Below are 19,996 nucleotides of genomic sequence, written 5' to 3'. Positions count from 1 at the left end.
ACACCCGGTGTCCGGGCAGCCGGTCAGCGCTTGCGGGTACCCGCCGCCTTTTTGGCTGCCGTCTTCTTGGCAGCCGGCGTCTTCTTGGCCGCCGCCTTCGTGGCGGCCTTCTTCGCCGGGCCGCCCCTGCGGGAGGTGTTCCGTACGGGGGTGGCGTCGCTGACGCGGTCTCCCAGCACGTCCCGGAGGAACTTTCCGGTGTGGCTGGCGGGTACGGCCGCCACCTGCTCCGGCGTGCCCTCCGCGACGACCGCGCCACCGCCGCTGCCGCCCTCGGGGCCCAGGTCCACGACCCAGTCGGCGGTCTTGATGACGTCGAGGTTGTGCTCGATGACCATCACCGAGTTGCCCTTGTCGACCAGACCCTCCAGGACGCTGATCAGCTTCCTGATGTCCTCGAAGTGGAGGCCGGTGGTCGGCTCGTCCAGGACGTAGACGGTCCGGCCCGTGGAGCGCTTCTGCAACTCGCTCGCGAGCTTGACCCGCTGTGCCTCACCACCCGAAAGAGTGGGTGCGGACTGCCCGAGCCGCACGTACCCGAGACCCACGTCGTCGAGCGTCTTCAGGTGGCGGGCGATGCCGGGCACCGCCTCGAAGAAGTCCAGGGCCTGCTCGATCGGCATGTCGAGGACCTCGGCGATGTTCTTGCCCTTGTAGTGGACCTCCAGGGTCTCCCGGTTGTAGCGCGCACCGTGGCAGACCTCGCAGGGCACGAACACGTCGGGCAGGAAGTTCATCTCGATCTTGATCGTGCCGTCGCCCGCGCAGTTCTCGCAGCGGCCGCCCTTGACGTTGAAGGAGAAGCGGCCCTGCTGGTAGCCGCGGACCTTCGCCTCCGTCGTCTCGGCGAACAGCTTGCGTACGTGGTCGAACACCCCGGTGTAGGTGGCCGGGTTGGAGCGGGGCGTGCGGCCGATGGGGGACTGGTCGACGTGCACGACCTTGTCCACCAGGTCGTCGCCCTCGACGCGCACGTGCCGCCCGGGGACCGTCCGCGCGCCGTGCAGTTCACGCGCCAGGTGCGTGTAGAGGATGTCGTTGACCAGCGTCGACTTGCCGGACCCCGACACGCCGGTGACGGCCGTGAAGACGCCCAGCGGGAAGGAGACGTCGACGTCGCGCAGGTTGTTCTCCCGCGCGCCCCGCACCGTCAGTTGCCGCGCCGGGTCGACGGGGCGGCGGACCTGCGGGGTGGGGATCTCCCGCTTGCCGGACAGGTAGTCGCCGGTCAGGGACTCCTCGTTGGTGAGGAGTTCCTTCAACGGGCCGCTGTGCACGACCTTTCCGCCGTGCTCTCCGGCGCCGGGGCCGATGTCCACGACCCAGTCGGAGGCCTTGATGGTGTCCTCGTCGTGCTCGACGACGATGAGGGTGTTGCCCAGGTCACGCAGCCTGACCAGGGTCTCGATCAGCCGGTGGTTGTCGCGCTGGTGCAGCCCGATGGACGGCTCGTCCAGCACGTACAGCACGCCGACCAGGCCGGAGCCGATCTGTGTGGCGAGCCGGATGCGCTGCGCCTCGCCGCCGGAGAGGGTGCCCGCGGCGCGGTTGAGCGTCAGGTAGTCGAGGCCGACGTCGACCAGGAAGCGCAGCCGCTCGTTGACCTCCTTCAGTACCCGTTCGGCGATCTTCTTGTCCCGGCCCGAGAGCGTCATGTCGCGCAGGAAGTCGGCGCACTCGGTGATCGACATCGCGGAGACCTCCGCGATGGACCTGCCCTGCAGGGTGACCGCGAGAATCAGCGGCTTGAGCCGGGTGCCCTCGCAGGCCGGGCAGTTCACCTCGCGCATGTAGCCCTCGAAGCGCTCCCGGCTGCTGTCGGTCTCGGCCTCGGAGTGCCGCCGCTTGACGAAGGGGACGACGCCCTCGAACGCGGTGGTGTAGGCGCGCTCGCGCCCGTACCGGTTGCGGTAGCGGACCTCGACCTGTGTCTTGTGGCCGTGCAGCAGCGCCTTTTTGGCGCGGGCGGGCAGGCCGGCCCACGGAATGTCGGTACGGAAGCCGAGCGCGTCGGCGAGCGCGCCGATCAGCCGGCCGAAGTACTCCCGGGTGTGCCCGTGCGACCAGGGGTGCAGGGCCCCCTCGTCCAGCGACTTGTCCTCGTCGGGGACGATCAGCTCCGGGTCGACCTCCATGCGGGTGCCGATGCCGGTGCACTCGGGGCAGGCGCCGAAGGGCGAGTTGAACGAGAACGAGCGCGGCTCCAGCTCCTCGAACGACAGGTCGTCGTAGGGGCAGTACAGGTGCTCGGAGTACATCCGCTCGCGCTGCGGGTCCTCCGGCTCCAGGTCGACGAAGTCGAGGATGACCATGCCGCCGGAGAGGCCGAGCGCGGTCTCCACCGAGTCGGTCAGCCGTCGCTTGGCGCTGCTCTTGACGGTGAGGCGGTCCACGACCACCTCGATCGTGTGCTTCTCCTGCTTCTTGAGCTTCGGCGGCTCGGAGAGCTGGACCGTCTCCCCGTCCACACGGGCTCGGCTGTAGCCCTTGGTCTGGAGCTCGTTGAAGAGGTCGACGAACTCGCCCTTGCGCTCGCGCACCAGTGGCGAGAGCACCTGGAACCGGCTGCCCTCCTCCAGGCCGAGCACCTTGTCCACGATCGCCTGCGGCGACTGGCGGGCGATGGGGCGGCCGCAGACGGGGCAGTGCGGCTTCCCGATCCGGGCGTACAGCAGGCGGAGGTAGTCGTAGACCTCCGTGATGGTGCCGACCGTCGAGCGGGGGTTGCGCGAGGTCGACTTCTGGTCGATGGAGACCGCCGGGGACAAGCCCTCGATGAAGTCGACGTCGGGCTTGTCCATCTGCCCGAGGAACTGCCGGGCGTACGCGGACAGTGACTCCACGTAACGCCGCTGGCCCTCGGCGAAGACGGTGTCGAACGCGAGCGAGGACTTGCCCGAGCCCGACAGCCCCGTGAAGACGATGAGCGAGTCGCGAGGGAGGTCTATCGAGACGTTCTGCAGGTTGTGCTCGCGAGCGCCACGGACGAGAAGACGGTCGGCCACGCCTGTCGGCACCTTTCATGTGGGAAGAGGGCCCGCGGCAGAGCGGGAGCCCCCGACCAAGAGTAGGACGGCGCCGCCCGGAGTGTCGTGCGCTTCCGGAACGGAGCCTCGCTCGACCATATAGCACGTGCATTCGAATTGCGGGCGCACGCGCCCTCCCGTTGCCGTCTTCCACACGAACGAGTGGCCGCACTAGCTTTGGATCATGACCACGCCTGAGCACGACGCCGAACTCGTACGGACCGCGACCGGTCGCCTGCTGAGCGCCACCGTCAAGCTGGAGGCCGCCGAGGCGGCCGAGCCCTCCCAGCTCCCCGGCTGGACCCGGGCCCATGTCCTCACCCACGTCGCACGCAACGCGGACGCCCTCGTCAACGTACTCGCCGGAAAGCCCATGTACGCCAGTGCCGAGGCCCGCGAGGCGGACATCGACAGCGGCGCGAGGCGCCCCCTCGACGAACTCGTCGACGACGTGCGCGTCAGCTCCTCCCGGCTGGAGAGCGCCTTCGCCGCCCTCGAAGGGGACGGCTGGAACCGTACCGTCACCCTGCGCAACGGTGTGACGGATCTCGCCTCCGCCCTCCCCTTCCGCCGCTGGATCGAGATCGAGCTGCACCACGTGGACCTCGGCATCGGCTACACCCTCCAGGACCTGCCGGGCACCTTCGTGGACCGGGAGCTGAGCGTGATGGCGGGCCGTTTCTTCGCCCACCCCGACATCCCCGTCGCCCTCGAACTGCGCGCCGAGGACGGCAGGACATGGCGCACCGGTGCCAAGGAGGAGGGCGCGGACGGGCCGCTGGTGGTGGTCGGCAGTTCCGTCGCACTGGTGGGCTGGCTCACGGGGCGGACGACCGGCAGCGGACTGTCGGCGAGGGGGCCCCTGCCCGCCCTGCCCGCGCTCTAGGGTGAGGCCCATGCCTTACACCGGAACCGTCTCGGTCGGCGGCCCCGCGGACGTGCACGAGCTGCGGGACCTGATGATCTCCAAGGTCGCCGTCGGCCCCATGGACAACAACGCCTATCTGCTCCGCTGCCGGGCCACCGGGGAGCAGTTGCTGATCGACGCCGCCAACGACGCGGGCACCCTGCTGGACCTCATCGGTGACGACGGCATCGCCTCGGTCGTCACCACCCACCGGCACGGCGACCACTGGCAGGCGCTCGCCGAAGTGGTGGACGCCACCGGGGCGCGCACCTACGCCGGGCAGTACGACGCCGAGGGCATCCCGGTGCCCACCGACGTACCCGTCGCGGACGGCGACACCCTGCGGGTCGGCGAGGTGGAGCTGACCGCCCGCCACCTCGTGGGCCACACCCCCGGCTCGATCGCGCTGGTCTACGACGATCGCCACGGCCACCCGCACCTGTTCACCGGGGACTGCCTCTTCCCGGGCGGGGTGGGCAACACCTTCGGCGACGCCGCGAACTTCGCCCGCCTCATCGACGACGTCGAGCACAAGCTGTTCGACCGGCTTCCCGACGAGACCTGGGTCTACCCGGGCCACGGCGGGGACACCACCCTCGGTGCGGAGCGTCCGAAGCTGGGGGAGTGGCGCGAGCGCGGCTGGTAGCCGCGCGGTGCGAGGGCGCGCATACGGCGGCGAGGGGGCCCGGAGCCACGGCGTCCGGGCCCTGGTGGTAAGCCTGTGAGGGCCCCGGAGGCACGGCTGTGAGGGACCCGAAGGTGTGACGGTGCGGCACGAGTACGCGAGCATGAGCGACGCGCGCCCGCCCGTGGCCCTGCGCGCCCCGCAGCGCGCCGCCCTCGACGCGTTGGAAGAGGGCCTTGCGGCGGGCCGGCGCAGGGCCTGGGTGGTGCTTCCGCCGGGCCTGGGCAAGACGCTCACCGGGCTGGAGGCCGCCCGCAGGATCGGCCGCCGCACTCTCGTCCTCGGGCCCAACACCGCCATCCAGGAGCAGTGGTGCCGGGAGTGGGCCGCTTTCCGCCCCGCTCCCGTGCCCGCCGCCACCGACCGGTCCCTCACGGCGCCGTTCACCGTCCTGACGTACCAGGCTCTCGCCGCCTTCGAGCCCGGCGCGGAGAGCGCCCAGGAGGACGGCGCCGCCCCTCCGGCGCCTGGGAAGCCCGCGAGACGCCACCTCGACCGGCTGCGTCCGCAGGGCCGGGAACTGGTCGAGCGGCTCCGCGCCGCCGGCGAGCTCACCCTCGTCCTGGACGAGTGCCACCACCTGCTGGACACCTGGGGCGAGTTGCTGGCCGAACTGCTGCGGGAACTGCCCGGCGTCACCGTCGTCGGCCTTACCGCCACCCCGCCCGACCGGCTCACCCCTGCTCAGGCGGCGCTGGTCGCGGAGCTGTTCGGACCCGCCGTCCGGGGCCCGTCCCTCCCGGCCGCCGTACGGGACGGCTACCTCGCCCCGTACGGTGAACTGGCCTGGCTCACCCGGCCCACGCCCGCCGAGACCGACTGGCTGAACGCCCAGGCGGAGCGCTTCACGGAGCTCACCACCCGGCTGACGGACCCCGCGTTCGCTTCCGTGCCGTTCCTCACCTGGCTCGACGAACGCGTGGTGCGCCGCGCCCACGCGGACACCGGCGCGACCGCGCTGCCCTGGCACCGTTTCGAGCGCGAACACCCGGGAACGGCCGCCGCCGCACTGCGGTTGCACCACCACGGGCTGCTCGCCCTGCCCCGGGGTGCCCGGTTGCGCGAGGAGCACCGCCACCCACCGGACGCCGACGACTGGGTCAGCCTGCTGGACGACTGGATACGGCACTGTCTGCGCCGCAGCGGAGAACCTGGGGACGCGCGCGCCGTGGAGGCGGTGCGCGCCGCGCTGCCCGGAGTCGGCTACCGCCTCACCGCGGCCGGTGTCCGGGCCGGGCGTTCACCGGTGGACCGGGTACTGGCCCGCAGCGCTGCCAAGACCCGGGCCGTACCGGAGATCCTCGGCGCCGAGTCGGCCGCGCTCGGCCCGCGGCTGCGCGCTCTCGTCGTCTGCGACCACGAGAGCGCCACCGCCACACTGCCCGCGGGGCTCGAAGCGGCCCTCGACGCGCAGGCCGGCTCCGCCCGTCTCGCGCTCGCGGAGCTCGCCGGCGACCCGCGTACCGCGCAGCTCTCCCCGATGCTGGTCAGCGGCCGCGCAGTGGCGGCGGCCCCGGACACGGCCGAACGGTTCGCCCGCTTCTGCCGGGAGGCGGTGCCCGGTCTGCGGGTGCGGCCCGAGCCGCTGGACGGCTCCGACGGCGCCCTGATGGAGCTCGTCGGCGCGTGGTCGGGCCGCCGCCGGGTCCGGCTGGTGACCCGGTTCCTGGAGAGCGGCGGCACCCACGTACTCGTCGGGACCCGGGCGCTGCTGGGGGAGGGCTGGGACGCCCGGGGCGTCAACACGCTGATCGACCTCAGTGAGGCCACGACCGCCACCGCCGTCGTGCAGACCCGGGGCCGGGCGCTGCGCCTCGACCCGCAGTGGCCGGACAAGACGGCACACACCTGGTCGGTGGTGTGTGTCGCACCGGACCACCCACGGGGCGGCACCGACTGGGACCGCTTCGTGCGCAAGCACGAGGGCCACCTCGGGGTGACCGGGACCGGCGACATCCTCTCCGGCGTCGCTCATGTCCACCCGGGGCTCTCCCCCTACGCACCGCCTCCGGCCGAGGAGTTCGACCGCTTCAACGCCGGGATGCTCGACCGTGTGGGCACCGGCCGCGCCGACGTGCGCGCCCTGTGGCGCGTCGGAACGGCGTACGAGGACACCCTCGTGCCCACGGTCCGCGTGGTCGGGACCGCCCTCCCGCCGCAGCCGCCGGCCCCGCCGGGGGACAGCCCTGCGGCCGCCGGGGCGCCGCCTGCCGTACCGGCGGCGCGCGGGCTCGTGCCCCGCCCGCGCCTCGGGACCGCCACGCCCGCCGCCACCGCGGCGGCCGCCCTTCTGGCGGGCCCCACCGGTGCGGTGGCCGCCTCCGGCCCGGGCGCCGGGCTGTGGGCCGCCGCGTCCGCCGTACTGGCAGGGGCCGCCGCTTACCTCACCGGGCGCACCACAGCAGGCGTGCGCCGGTTGCGCGCGACGGCAGCCCGCCCCGTGCTTTCCGCGCTGGCGTACGCGGTGGCGGACGGGTTGCGCGCCACCGGGCATCTGCCGGCCGGAGCGGAAGCGGTCCGCATCGACCCGGACGGCACCGGCGCATACGCGGTACGGCTCGACGGAGTGCCGTCCGACGCGGCGGAGCACTTCGCGACAGCGCTGGACGAGGTGCTCTCCCCCCTGGCCGACCCGCGCTACCTGCTGCCGCGCTACGTGGTGCACGCGGCGGGTCCCGGTGCCGGGTTCCGTGCCCGGGGCCGCAGGCCGGTGGCCAACAGCGTCGTCCACCACGCCGTTCCCGCCCTCGTCGGCGGCAACCGCGCGTCGGTGGACACCTACGCGACGGCATGGCACCGCTGGGTCAGCGCCGGCGCACCCTGCTACACCCGCAGCCCGGAAGGCGCGGGCCTGCGCGCCGCACAGGCGGGCGCCTCCCCCCTGGACGCGGGCACACAGTTGCGGCTGGCCTGGCGCTGATCACTGTCGTCCCCCGCCAGTAGGGTGTGACGTATGGCAGACCCCTCCACCTACCGCCCGAAACCGGGAGAGATCCCCGACTCGCCCGGGGTCTACCGCTTCCGCGACGAGCACCGCAGGGTCATCTACGTCGGCAAGGCCAAGAGCCTTCGCCAGCGGCTGAACAACTACTTCCAGGACCTCGCAGGGCTCCACCCGCGCACCCGCACGATGGTGACGACGGCCGCCTCCGTGGAGTGGACGGTGGTGGGCACCGAGGTGGAGGCCCTCCAGCTCGAGTACACCTGGATCCAGGAGTTCGCGCCCCGCTTCAACGTCAAGTACCGCGACGACAAGAGCTATCCGTCCCTCGCGGTGACGATGAACGAGGAGTTCCCCCGCGTCCAGGTGATGCGCGGCCCCAAGAAGAAGGGCGTGCGCTACTTCGGCCCCTACGGTCAGGCGTGGGCCATCCGCGAGACGGTCGATCTGATGCTGCGGGTCTTCCCCGTGCGCACCTGCTCGACGGGGGTCTTCAAGCGTTCCGCGCAGATCGGCCGCCCCTGCCTGCTGGGCTACATCGGCAAGTGCTCGGCCCCCTGCGTCGGCAGGGTCACCCCCGAGGAGCACCGCGAACTGGCCGAGGAGTTCTGCGACTTCATGGCCGGGCACACCGGTTCCTACCTGCGCCGCCTGGAGGGCGAGATGCAGCAGGCGGCCGAGGAGCTGGAGTACGAGCGGGCCGCCCGGCTGCGCGACGACATCGACGCGCTCAAGCGCGCCATGGAGAAGAACGCGGTGGTCCTCACCGACGCCACGGACGCCGATCTGATCGCCGTCGCGGAGGACGAGCTGGAGGCGGCGGTCCAGATCTTCCACGTACGCGGCGGGCGGGTGCGCGGCCAGCGCGGCTGGGTCACCGACAAGGTCGAGGCGGTCGGTACCGCCGAGCTGGTCGAGCATGCGCTGCAGCAGCTCTACGGCGCCGAGCAGGGGGACGCGGCCACCGGCGGCGGCAGCGGGGGCGTCCCCAAGGAGGTGCTGGTCCCGGCGCTGCCCGAGCCGGCGGAGCCGATAGCACAGTGGCTGTCCGAGCGCCGCGGCGCACAGGTGAGCCTGCGCATCCCGCAGCGCGGCGACAAGCGCGCCCTGATGGAGACGGTCAAGCGCAACGCCGACCATGCCCTGGTGCTGCACAAGACCAAGCGCGCCTCCGACCTGACCACCCGCTCCCGCGCCCTGGAGGAGATCGCCGACGCGCTGGAGCTGGACTCGGCCCCGCTGCGTATCGAGTGCTTCGACATCTCGCACCTCCAGGGTGACGACGTGGTGGCCTCGATGGTCGTCTTCGAGGACGGTCTGGCCCGCAAGAGCGAGTACCGCCGCTTCCAGATCAAGTCCTTCGCCGGTCAGGACGACGTCCGGGCCATGCACGAGGTGATCAGCCGCCGGTTCCGCCGCTATCTGGTGGAGAAGCAGAAGACCGGCGAGTGGCCCGAGGAGGAGCTGGGCGGAGAGCTGGAGGCCGGTCTCGACGGGCACCCCGTCCCCGACGGCGCAACCGCTTCCCCGCAGGGGCCGCAGGACCTCGCCCCCACCCCGCAGACTCCCGCTCAGGACGTGCCGCACCCGCCCTCCGGCGTGCCGCATCGGGAGGGTGAGCAGCCCGCCCAGGGTGCGGTACGGGACGAGGAGGGCCGCCCCAAGAAGTTCGCCTATCCGCCGCAGCTCGTGGTCGTCGACGGAGGCCAGCCGCAGGTGGCCGCGGCCCAGGCGGCGCTGGAGGAGCTCGGCGTCGACGACGTGGCCGTCTGCGGCCTGGCCAAGCGCCTGGAGGAGGTGTGGTTGCCCGGCGACGGCGACCCGGTCGTGCTGCCCCGCTCCAGCGAGGGCCTCTACCTGTTGCAGCGGGTCCGCGACGAGGCCCACCGCTTCGCGATCCGCTACCAGCGCGGCAAGCGCGGCAAACGGCTCCGCAGCAGCCCGCTGGACGCCGTGCAGGGGCTGGGGGAGACCCGCAAGAAGGCGCTGCTCAAGCACTTCGGCTCGGTCAAGAAGCTGCGGGCGGCCCGGGTGGAGGAGATCTCCCAGGTCCCGGGCATCGGCCGTAAGACGGCCGAGACGGTCGCCGCGGCGCTCGCGCAGGGCGCGCCCGCCGGTCCGTCGGTGAATACGGCAACCGGTGAGATCGTTGAAGAAGAGTGAACGGACAGCACGAAGATCGACACCCGTGCGGTCGGCGACGGAACGCTCCGGAGGCCCCGGAACACCTCGAAGGCGACGGAACGCCCGGTCCCGGTCGTGCCGCACGGACGAAGATCGACACCTCGGGGGATGACAGCATGAGCGCGGAACGTGAGCAGCGCGGAGACGGAGCAGTGGTGAGTACGCTCAAGCCGGCGCAGCCGGAGGAGGCGGGCGCGACGATCCCGGAGCTGGTGATCATCTCCGGGATGTCGGGCGCGGGCCGCAGCACCGCGGCCAAGTGTCTGGAGGACCTGGGCTGGTTCGTCGTCGACAACCTGCCGCCGGAGCTGATCCCGACGATGGTCGAGCTGGGCGCCAGGTCGCAGGGGAACGTGGCCCGGATCGCGGTGGTCGTGGACGTGCGCGGCCGCAACTTCTTCGACAACCTCAAGGGATCCCTCGCCGACCTCGCGGCCTACCACGTCGCGCGCCGCATCGTCTTCCTGGAGGCCTCCGACGAGGCCCTGGTGCGCCGCTTCGAGTCGGTGCGCCGCCCGCATCCGCTCCAGGGCGACGGCCGCATCGTGGACGGCATCGCCGCCGAACGCGACCTGCTGCGCGAGCTGCGCGGCGACGCCGATCTGGTGATCGACACCTCCAGCCTCAACGTCCACGAGCTGCGGGCCAAGCTGGACGCCCAGTTCGCCGGCGAGGAGGAGCCCGAACTGCGGGCCACGGTGATGTCGTTCGGCTACAAGTACGGGCTGCCCGTGGACGCCGACCTGGTGGTGGACTGCCGCTTCCTGCCCAACCCGCACTGGGTCCCCGAGCTGCGCCCCTACACGGGTACCAGCGAGGAGGTCTCCAGCTACGTCTTCAACCAGCCCGGTGCCAAGGAGTTCCTGGACCGCTACACGGAGTTGCTCCAGCTGATCGCCGCCGGCTACCGCAGGGAGGGCAAGCGGTACGTGACCGTCGCCGTCGGCTGCACGGGCGGCAAGCACCGCAGCGTGGCCATGTCCGAGAAGCTGGCCCGCAGGCTGTCCGACGGGGGCGTGGAGACGGTGGTCGTCCACCGCGACATGGGGCGTGAGTGACGCCGATGGCCCGTAGGAGCCTGCGGCATCTGGCCGGCCCGCGCGGCGCGCTGCGCGGCCTCACCTCCAAGCAGCCCAAGGTGGTGGCGCTCGGCGGCGGCATGGGGCTGTCGGCGTCCCTGACCGCGCTGCGCCGCATCACCGGAGACCTGACGGCCGTGGTCACCGTCGCCGACGACGGCGGGTCCAGCGGCCGTCTCCGCGCCGAGCTGGGCGTCCTTCCGCCCGGGGACCTGCGCAAGGCGCTGGCCGCGCTGTGCGGCGACGACGAGTGGGGCCGCACCTGGGCCGAGGTCGTCCAGCACCGTTTCGAGAGCCAGGGCGACCTGCACGAACACGCGGTCGGCAATCTGCTGATCGTCGCACTGTGGGAACAACTGGGCGATCATGTGCAGGCGCTCGACCTGGTGGGGAAGCTGCTGGGCGCGCACGGCCGGGTGCTGCCCATGTCCGCGGTCCCGCTGGAGCTGCGCGCCCGCGTGCGCGGCCACGACCCGGCGCGCCCGGAGGAGCTGTCCACGGTCCGGGGGCAGGCCACCGTCGCGCTCACCCCCGGTGAGGTGCAGGAAGTCCATCTGGTGCCCACCGACCCGCCCGCCGTGCCCGAGGCGGTGCAGGCGGTGCTGGACGCCGACTGGGTGGTGCTGGGGCCGGGCTCCTGGTTCTCCTCGGTCATCCCGCATCTGCTGGTGCCGGAGTTGCTGGAGGCTCTCACCGAGACCAAGGCCCGTAAGGTCCTCTCGCTCAACCTTGCTCCGCAGTCGGGGGAAACGGACGGTTTTTCCCCGCAGCGTCATTTGGAGGTTTTGGCCCGACACGCACCTAAACTCACCTTCGACGTGGTGTTGGCCGACCAGGATGCCGTACCCGACCAGGAGTCTCTCAGTGAGGCCGCCGACCGGCTCGGCGCGAGGGTCGAGCTGGCACCTGTGGCGGCAGCCGGGGATCCCTCCCGGACGGTGCCGGGGGAAGCGGATTCCCGGCCCGACCGGCACAGCCCGGAGCTGCTGGCCGCCGCGTACGACCGTATTTTTCGGATGCATGGAAGGATCGGCCCATGGCGATGACGCCTGCGGTGAAGGACGAGATCTCCCGGCTGCCCGTCACCCGCACTTGCTGCCGGAAGTCGGAGGTCTCGTCGATCCTGCGCTTCGCGGGTGGGCTGCACCTGGTGAGTGGGCGGATCGTGATCGAGGCGGAGCTGGACACGGGCATCGCCGCCCGGCGGCTGCGCAAGGACATTCTGGAGATCTTCGGGCACTCCTCCGACCTGGTGGTGATGGCGCCCAGCGGACTGCGGCGCAACAGCCGGTACGTCGTACGGGTGGTCGCCGGGGGCGATCAGCTCGCCCGGCAGACCGGCCTGGTCGACGGGCGCGGGCGGCCCATCCGTGGCCTGCCCCCGCAGGTGGTCTCGGGGGCCACCTGCGACGCCGAGGCCGCCTGGCGGGGCGCGTTCCTGGCACACGGTTCGCTTACCGAGCCGGGGCGCAGCTCGTCCCTTGAGGTGACCTGCCCGGGCCCGGAGGCGGCGCTGGCCCTGGTCGGCGCGGCCCGCCGGCTGCAGATCGCCGCGAAGGCGCGCGAGGTGCGGGGCGTGGACCGCGTCGTCGTCCGTGACGGTGACGCCATCGGCGCCCTGTTGACGCGGCTGGGCGCCCACGAGTCGGTGCTGGCATGGGAGGAGCGGCGGATGCGCCGCGAGGTGCGGGCCACCGCCAACCGGCTCGCCAACTTCGACGACGCCAACCTGCGCCGCTCGGCCCGCGCCGCCGTCGCGGCGGGCGCCCGCGTGCAGCGCGCGCTGGAGATCCTCGGTGACGAGGTGCCCGAGCACCTGGCCGCGGCCGGTCGGCTGCGCATGGAGCACAAGCAGGCCTCGCTGGAGGAGCTGGGGGCGCTCGCCGATCCGCCGCTGACCAAGGACGCGGTGGCCGGGCGGATCCGCCGGCTGCTGGCCATGGCGGACAAGCGCGCGCAGGACCTCGGAATTGCGGGGACCGAATCCAATCTGACCGAGGAAATGGTCGGCTGAAAGAGCCGGGAAACGCCCTCGGGAGAGCGGCAGGAACGCTCATCAGAAGAGCATCGGAACGCTCGTCTGATCGGCGGGGAAATGCTCGTCCGGGGAGCGCGGAAATGCCCGCTGGACGAGCGGGAAAACGCTCGCCTGAGCGGCGAGTTCAGGCAGTTGCCCGGCCCGCCCGGCCGATGTGGGACCCGTCTCGATGGAGAGGTAGGGTCGGACTCGGTCGGGGACATCCCAAACAGCACTCGCCGGTGTCCGTACCGGCGTACCTAGCGAGGAGATCGGTTCGTGACGATCCGCGTAGGCATCAACGGCTTTGGCCGTATCGGTCGTAACTACTTCCGCGCGCTGCTGAACCAGGGTGCGGACATCGAGATCGTCGGTGTCAACGACCTGACCGACAATGCCACCCTGGTGCACCTGCTCAAGTACGACAGCGTTCTCGGCCGCCTCCCCTACGAGGTCAGCCACACCGAGGACACGATCACCGTCGGTAAGCAGACCTTCAGGACGATGGCGGAGAAGGACCCGGCCAAGCTTCCCTGGAGCGAGTTGGGCGCCGACATCGTCGTCGAGTCCACCGGCATCTTCACCAAGCGCGACGACGCCGCCAAGCACCTGGAGGCGGGCGCGAAGAAGGTCCTCATCTCGGCTCCGGCCAAGCAGGAGGACATCACCATCGTCATGGGCGTCAACCAGGACAAGTACGACGCCGCCGAGCACAACGTGATCTCCAACGCCTCCTGCACCACCAACTGTGTGGCGCCGATGGCGAAGGTCATGGACGAGAACTTCGGCATCGAGCGCGGTCTGATGACCACGGTGCACGCCTACACCAACGACCAGCGCATCCTGGACTTCCCGCACAAGGACCTGCGCCGCGCCCGGGCCGCCGCCGAGAACATCATTCCGACCACCACCGGTGCCGCCAAGGCCACCGCGCTGGTCCTCCCGCAGCTCAAGGGCCGCCTCGACGGCATCGCCATGCGCGTCCCGGTCCCCACCGGCTCGGTCACCGACCTGGTGCTCGACCTCAAGCGGGAGACCACCAAGGACGAGGTCAACGCGGCGTTCAAGAAGGCCGCCGAGGGCCAGCTGCAGGGCATCGTCGAGTACACCGAGGACCAGATCGTCTCCTCGGACATCGTGAACCAGCCCCCGTCCTGCACCTTCGACGCCTCCCTCACGATGGTCGACGGCAACCAGGCCAAGATCATCGGCTGGTACGACAACGAGTGGGGCTACTCCAACCGTCTGGTCGACCTCACCAGCTACGTCGGCTCCCAGCTCTGAGTCCGGGCGGCCGCGCATGAACGACAGGGCTCGTGCCCCGCGCACGGGCCCTGTTCCATGCCGCGTCCGACCGGTGCACACCCCCGGACTTTTCGACCAGAGCCACAGGAGCCACCCATGAAGACGATCGACGATCTCGTCGCGGACGGCGTCACCGGCAAGCGCGTCTTCGTCCGCGCCGACCTCAACGTCCCGCTCGACGGCGAGACCATCACCGACGACGGCCGCATCCGCGCGGCCGTCCCCACGATCTCCAAGCTCGCCCAGAGCGGCGCACGGGTGGTCGTGGCCTCCCACCTCGGCCGTCCCAAGGGCGCCCCCGACCCGCAGTTCTCGCTGGCGCCGGTCGCCCGGCGGCTCGGCGAACTCCTCGGCACCCAGGTCGCGTTCGCGGCCGACACGGTGGGTGACAGTGCGAAGGCCACCGTCGGCGGGACCGCCGACGGCGGGGTCACGCTGCTGGAGAACCTCCGCTTCAACGCCGGGGAGACGAGCAAGGACGACGCCGAGCGCGGTGCCTTCGCGGACGAGCTCGCCGCACTGGCCGACGCGTACGTGGGTGACGGCTTCGGCGCCGTGCACCGCAAGCACGCCTCGGTCTACGACCTGCCGGCCCGTCTGCCGCACGCCGCCGGGTATTTGATCGCCACCGAGGTCGCCGTCCTCAAGAAGCTCACCGAGGACGTCCGGCGGCCCTACGCCGTCGTCCTGGGCGGCGCCAAGGTCTCCGACAAGCTCGGCGTCATCGATCACCTGCTCGGCAAGGCCGACCGGCTGCTGATCGGCGGCGGCATGGCGTACACCTTCCTGGCGGCCAAAGGCTACGAGGTCGGCAAGTCACTTCTCCAGGAGGACCAGATCCCGGCGGTCAGGGGCTACCTGGAGCGCGCCGAGAAGCTGGGTGTGGAGTTCGTGCTGCCGGTCGACGTGGTGGCCGCCCCCGACTTCCCCGACCTGAAGACCAAGGCCCCGGCACACCCGACGACCGTCGCCGCGGACGCGATCCCCGCCGACCTGGAAGGTCTGGACATCGGGCCGCAGAGCCGTAAGCTCTACGCCGCGAAGCTCGCCGACGCGGCCACGATCTTCTGGAACGGGCCGATGGGTGTCTTCGAGCACCCGGACTTCGCGGAGGGCACCAGGGCCGTCGCGCAGGGCCTGCTCGACAGCTCGGCCTTCACCGTCGTCGGCGGTGGCGACAGCGCCGCCGCGGTCCGGCAGCTCGGCTTCGACGAGAACGCGTTCGGACACATCTCGACCGGCGGCGGCGCCAGCCTCGAATACCTGGAGGGCAAGACGCTCCCCGGTCTGGCCGCACTGGAGGACTGACGCCGTGAGCGTCGCACGCGCGGCTGCCGGGCCGCAGTCAACCACGAAACTCGCACTGCGCCGCGCGGGCGGAGAAGCGAACACGAAAGGAGGGGCATGGCTACCCGTACCCCGCTGATGGCGGGCAACTGGAAGATGAACCTCAACCACCTCGAGGCCATCGCCCACGTCCAGAAGCTCGCCTTCGCGCTGACGGACAAGGATTACGAGGCCGTGGAGGTCGCGGTCCTGCCGCCCTACACCGATCTGCGCTCCGTGCAGACCCTGGTCGACGGCGACAAGCTGCGGATCAAGTACGGCGCCCAGGACGTCTCGGCTCACGACTCCGGCGCCTACACCGGTGAGGTCTCCGGCCCGCTGCTGGCGAAGCTCAACTGCACCTTCGTCACCATCGGCCACTCCGAGCGCCGGCAGTACCACGGCGAGGACGAGCCCGTCGTCAACGCCAAGGTCAAGGCCGCCCTCAAGTACGGGCTGACTCCGATCGTGTGCGTCGGTGAGGAGCTGTCCGTCCGCGAGGCGGGCAACCACGTCTCCCACACCCTCGCCCAGGTCGACGGGGGGCTCAAGGACGTCCCCGCCGAGTCCGTGGCCGAGCTGGTCATCGCCTACGAGCCCGTCTGGGCCATCGGCACCGGCAAGGTCTGCGGCGAGGAGGACGCCCAGGAGGTGTGCGGGGCCATCCGGCAGCGGATCGCCGAGCTCCACGACGAGGAGACGGCGCAGCAGGTCCGCATCCAGTACGGCGGCTCCGTCAAGTCCGGCAACGTCGCCAAGATCATGGCGCAGCCCGACATCGACGGCGCCCTGGTCGGCGGCGCCTCGCTGGACGCGGACGAGTTCGTCAAGATCGTCCGCTTCCGCGACCAGTGAGCAGACCGTGCGCGCTCGCGCTCCTGTGCAGCGTGTGACGAGGGGCGCCTGCCCGTCGTAGGCTTACGGGGCCGGGCTCGTGTTCCCGGCCCCGTAAGCACTTTGTAACCGAAAGTGTTCAGCGACGATCCGAGAGAGTTGGTCCAGCCGTGGTCATGGGGTTCTCTATCGCCCTCATCGTCTTCAGCGCGCTGCTGCTGCTGCTGGTGCTGATGCACAAGGGCAAGGGCGGCGGCCTCTCCGACATGTTCGGCGGCGGTATGCAGTCCTCCGTCGGCGGCTCGTCGGTCGCCGAGCGCAACCTCGACCGGATCACGGTCGTCGTCGGCCTGGTGTGGTTCGCCATCATCGTCGTGCTCGGCCTGTTGACGAAGTTCGGCTGACGCCCGCCCGGCGCCCCCGCTCACCGTCCGGTCGACGCCGTTCGCTTCGACGTTTGACAGTTGAGGCCTGCACGAGAGCTGACAGGGCGTCCACCCCCCTGCCTATCATGAGGGCTCGCGTCCGGTACCGACGCAGTAACTCCGGTCCCCGGACGCGCGTTGGGTCCTACGTACACTAGGGCGCTCGCAGCGGAGCGCGCACATGGGCCGCTGCTCCGTAGCACCGTGAGGCAGGGAGTTACGACCGTGGCAAGTGGCAACGCGATCCGGGGCAGCCGGGTCGGAGCGGGGCCGATGGGCGAGGCCGAGCGAGGCGAGTCCGCGCCCCGCCTGCGCATCTCCTTCTGGTGCTCCAACGGGCACGAGACCCAGCCGAGCTTCGCCGGCGACGCGGAGATCCCCGAGACCTGGGACTGCCCGCGCTGCGGCTTCCCGGCCGGCAAGGACCGGGACAACCCGCCGGACCCGCCGCGTACGGAGCCGTACAAGACCCACCTCGCCTACGTGCGGGAGCGGCGCAGCGACGCGGACGGCGAGGCCATCCTGGCCGAGGCGCTCGCCAAGCTCCGCGGCGAGATCTGACCCCGGTACGCCGCCCGCACCCGCGCAGCTCACCGCGGCCTCGCGCGGTGGCGCTTCAGCGCCTGCGCCGCACAGCGTTCCGCGCAGCTCAGGGTCCTTTCACAGCACCGCGCGAGCTCTCCTCGGCACCGAACGACGGACGGCCCGGCCGTACACCGCCCCTGCGGTGCGCGGCCGGGCCGTCCATCGTCTAGGTTGGAGATCGGCGGAGATCATTACGAGACGAATGGGCTGATTTCGCTGATGAACGCTGAAGGCCGCACCCAGCTCGACCAGATGCCCGAGTGGCACGCGCTGAGCCAGCACCGCGAGAAGTTCGGCCGGACGCACCTGCGGCAGTTGTTCGACGACGACCCGCAGCGCGCCGAGCGCTACACCGTCCGGGTCGGTGACCTCTACATCGACTACTCCAAGCACCTGGTCACCGACGAGACGCTGCGCCTGCTGCGGCAGCTCGCCGAGGCGGCGGGCGTGGCCCGGCTGCGCGACGCCATGTTCGACGGCGAGAAGATCAACGTCACCGAGGACCGCGCCGTCCTGCACACCGCGCTGCGCACCCCCGAGTCCGCCACCGTCCGCGTGGACGGCGAGAACGTGATGCCCAAGGTGCACCAAGTCCTCATCCGTATGGGTACGTTCGCCACCAAGGTGCGCGAGGGGCACTGGCGCGGCCACACCGGCAAGCGCATCAAGAACATCGTCAACATCGGCATCGGCGGCTCCGACCTCGGGCCCAAGATGGCCTACGAAGCGCTGCGCCCGTACGCCCGCCGCGACATGACCTTCCGCTTCGTCTCCAACGTCGACGGCGCCGACCTGCACGAGGCGGTACGCGACCTCGACCCGGAGGAGACGCTGTTCGTCGTCGCCTCCAAGACCTTCACCACGATCGAGACGATCACCAACGCCAAGGCCGCCCGCGCCTGGTTGCTCGACGGGCTCGACGGCGGGGACGCCTCCCGGTCGGGCAGCGGGGGGCGGTCGGCCGTCGCCAAGCACTTCGTGGCCGTCTCCACCAACGCGGAGAAGGTCGCCGAGTTCGGCATCAACACCGACAACATGTTCGAGTTCTGGGACTGGGTCGGCGGCCGCTACTCCTACGACTCGGCCATCGGACTATCCCTCATGGTCGCCATCGGCCCCGAGTGCTTCGGTGACATGCTCGCCGGGTTCCACCTCATGGACGAGCACTTCCGCACGGCACCCTTCGAGTCCAACGCGCCCCTGCTGATGGGGCTGCTCGGCATCTGGTACGGCAACTTCCACGACGCCCAGTCGCACGCGGTACTGCCCTACAGCCACTATCTGTCCCAGTTCACCGCCTACCTCCAGCAGTTGGACATGGAGTCGAACGGCAAGTCGACCACCCGCGAGGGCGACCCCGTGGGCTGGCAGACCGGACCCGTCGTCTGGGGCACCCCCGGCACCAACGGCCAGCACGCCTACTACCAGCTGCTGCACCAGGGCACCAAGCTGATCCCTGCCGACCTGCTCGGCTTCGCCGACCCCATCGCCGAACTCGGTGACCTGCGCGACCAGCACGACCTGCTGATGGCCAACCTCTTCGCCCAAGGCCAGGCCCTGGCCTTCGGCAAGACCGCCGACGAGGTGCGCGCAGAAGGCGTCTTCGAGGCGCAGGTGCCGCACCGCACCTTCCCCGGCAACCGCCCCACCACCACCGTCCTGGCCTCCGCGCTGACCCCGTCCGTCCTCGGCCAGCTCGTCGCCCTCTACGAGCACAAGGTGTTCGTCCAAGGCGCCATCTGGAACATCGACTCCTTCGACCAGTGGGGCGTCGAACTCGGCAAGGTGCTGGCCAAGCGCCTGGAACCCGCCCTCACCGAAGGCGCCGACGTCGCCGGCCTCGACGCCTCCACCTCCGCCTTGGTGGAGCGCTACCGGTCGCTGCGGGGCCGCACGGCCTGACGCCCCCGTCGGGCCGCGCGAGCCCGCCGTGGAAGGCACAGAGAAGTCGCAGAGGGGCGAGGTCCGACGGGGCCTCGCCCCTCTCCCGTGCAAACCGGTGCGGGTCCCGCCGCCGCATGCCCCGCGGACCTCTCCGCGCGGGTCGTGCACAAGGCCCCGCCCGCACCGTCCGGGTCGCACGATCGGGTGACACCGGCAGAGGGAGCGACCCGGCCCGAGGCCCGGAACCAGGCGCCGGGCGCCCGCCCGACGCCCCTCCCGGCGCGCTGCCCCGCGATCTCCTCCCGCCCTACGATGCGCTGCGTACGACCCACACCCGCGGTGCACGGAGGGGGCAGCCATGGGGGACACGGCGGAAGCCGACCTGACACACCACGAGAGGACCACACAGCGGGGCGCCCGCTACCTCGAACAGCACCTCGGCCCCGACACCCGGGCAGCCGGAGCACTCGCCGACGAAGCCACCGAGGCCCTCACCGGCGGCGAAGGGCTCCTCGGTGGCGCGCCCTGGGCCCCCGGCCGCCGAGGCCCCGCCACCTTCTCGCCACTCGGCGGCACGGGCATGTCCGGCTGGGAGGTCCGCGCCGGCCTCGGCCACCGGCACGCCGCATGGCAACGCCACAGCACACAACTGCTCGCCCGCCTGCACGGCGAACTGAACGGACTGCTGGACACCAACCAACTCCTCGGCGGTCAGGACGACGACACCGCGGCGACCCTGCGCGCCCTGGACCCCTCGACCCGCACCAGCGCCCTGGACATCCTGTGAAGAGGCAGCAG

At 71.3% G+C, this 19,996-nt stretch carries 15 protein-coding genes; 14 read left to right on the top strand and 1 reads right to left on the bottom strand.

What is annotated here, in order from left to right; translation table 11 throughout:
- Positions 1-23: 23 nt before the first annotated feature.
- The gene (uvrA, locus tag H297_RS0108005) at positions 24-3,005 is read right to left on the bottom strand and encodes an excinuclease ABC subunit UvrA (protein ID WP_027736611.1); all 2,982 of its coding nucleotides are present in this window, start codon (positions 3,003-3,005) and stop codon (positions 24-26) included.
- A gap of 205 nt (positions 3,006-3,210) precedes the next feature.
- Between uvrA and H297_RS0108000 the strand changes: the two genes are divergently transcribed.
- The 14 genes from H297_RS0108000 to H297_RS0107935 all read left to right on the top strand — a co-directional run bounded on the left by H297_RS0108000 (position 3,211) and on the right by H297_RS0107935 (position 19,985).
- Positions 3,211-3,912 carry a maleylpyruvate isomerase family mycothiol-dependent enzyme gene (locus tag H297_RS0108000; protein WP_027736610.1) on the top strand — a complete coding sequence of 234 codons (702 nt, stop codon included), beginning with the start codon at positions 3,211-3,213 and terminating at the stop codon, positions 3,910-3,912.
- Between the two features lie 10 nt (positions 3,913-3,922).
- Entirely contained in the window at positions 3,923-4,579 is a 657-nt protein-coding gene (locus H297_RS0107995) for an MBL fold metallo-hydrolase (protein WP_027736609.1), read from the top strand.
- A gap of 142 nt (positions 4,580-4,721) precedes the next feature.
- Entirely contained in the window at positions 4,722-7,538 is a 2,817-nt protein-coding gene (locus H297_RS0107990) for a DEAD/DEAH box helicase family protein (protein ID WP_037793485.1), read from the top strand.
- 33 nt (positions 7,539-7,571) lie between these two features.
- Positions 7,572-9,722, top strand: coding sequence for an excinuclease ABC subunit UvrC (gene uvrC, locus H297_RS0107985; protein WP_027736607.1), 2,151 nt, complete (start codon positions 7,572-7,574; stop codon positions 9,720-9,722).
- A gap of 137 nt (positions 9,723-9,859) precedes the next feature.
- Positions 9,860-10,801 (top strand): RNase adapter RapZ, encoded by a 942-nt coding sequence (rapZ, locus tag H297_RS0107980; RefSeq protein WP_199787165.1) that lies wholly within the window; start codon positions 9,860-9,862, stop codon positions 10,799-10,801.
- A gap of 5 nt (positions 10,802-10,806) precedes the next feature.
- Positions 10,807-11,868: a uridine diphosphate-N-acetylglucosamine-binding protein YvcK gene (locus H297_RS0107975; protein ID WP_027736605.1), complete on the top strand. Its 1,062-nt coding sequence runs from the start codon at positions 10,807-10,809 to the stop codon at positions 11,866-11,868.
- Entirely contained in the window at positions 11,859-12,836 is a 978-nt protein-coding gene (whiA, locus tag H297_RS0107970) for a DNA-binding protein WhiA (RefSeq protein WP_027736604.1), read from the top strand. The genes H297_RS0107975 and whiA overlap by 10 nt, the downstream gene beginning before the upstream one ends.
- A 282-nt stretch (positions 12,837-13,118) precedes the next feature.
- Entirely contained in the window at positions 13,119-14,123 is a 1,005-nt protein-coding gene (gene gap, locus H297_RS0107965; protein ID WP_027736603.1) for a type I glyceraldehyde-3-phosphate dehydrogenase, read from the top strand.
- A 117-nt stretch (positions 14,124-14,240) separates the two neighbouring features.
- Positions 14,241-15,452, top strand: coding sequence for a phosphoglycerate kinase (locus H297_RS0107960; RefSeq protein WP_027736602.1), 1,212 nt, complete (start codon positions 14,241-14,243; stop codon positions 15,450-15,452).
- A 96-nt stretch (positions 15,453-15,548) separates the two neighbouring features.
- A complete protein-coding gene (gene tpiA / locus H297_RS0107955) occupies positions 15,549-16,325 on the top strand; it encodes a triose-phosphate isomerase (protein WP_027736601.1) in 777 nt (258 codons plus the stop codon).
- Positions 16,326-16,474: 149 nt separating this feature from the next.
- Positions 16,475-16,708 carry a preprotein translocase subunit SecG gene (secG, locus tag H297_RS0107950; RefSeq protein ID WP_027736600.1) on the top strand — a complete coding sequence of 78 codons (234 nt, stop codon included), beginning with the start codon at positions 16,475-16,477 and terminating at the stop codon, positions 16,706-16,708.
- Between the two features lie 246 nt (positions 16,709-16,954).
- On the top strand, positions 16,955-17,290 hold the full coding sequence (locus tag H297_RS0107945; protein WP_078513839.1) for an RNA polymerase-binding protein RbpA: 336 nt from the start codon (positions 16,955-16,957) through the stop codon (positions 17,288-17,290).
- Between the two features lie 243 nt (positions 17,291-17,533).
- Positions 17,534-19,216 (top strand): glucose-6-phosphate isomerase, encoded by a 1,683-nt coding sequence (pgi, locus tag H297_RS0107940; protein ID WP_027736598.1) that lies wholly within the window; start codon positions 17,534-17,536, stop codon positions 19,214-19,216.
- Between the two features lie 340 nt (positions 19,217-19,556).
- Positions 19,557-19,985: a hypothetical protein gene (locus tag H297_RS0107935; RefSeq protein ID WP_027736597.1), complete on the top strand. Its 429-nt coding sequence runs from the start codon at positions 19,557-19,559 to the stop codon at positions 19,983-19,985.
- Positions 19,986-19,996 lie beyond the last annotated feature (11 nt).

Source organism: Streptomyces sp. CNT360, from assembly GCF_000424785.1.
This window is presented reverse-complemented; position numbering and strand designations above follow the sequence as displayed.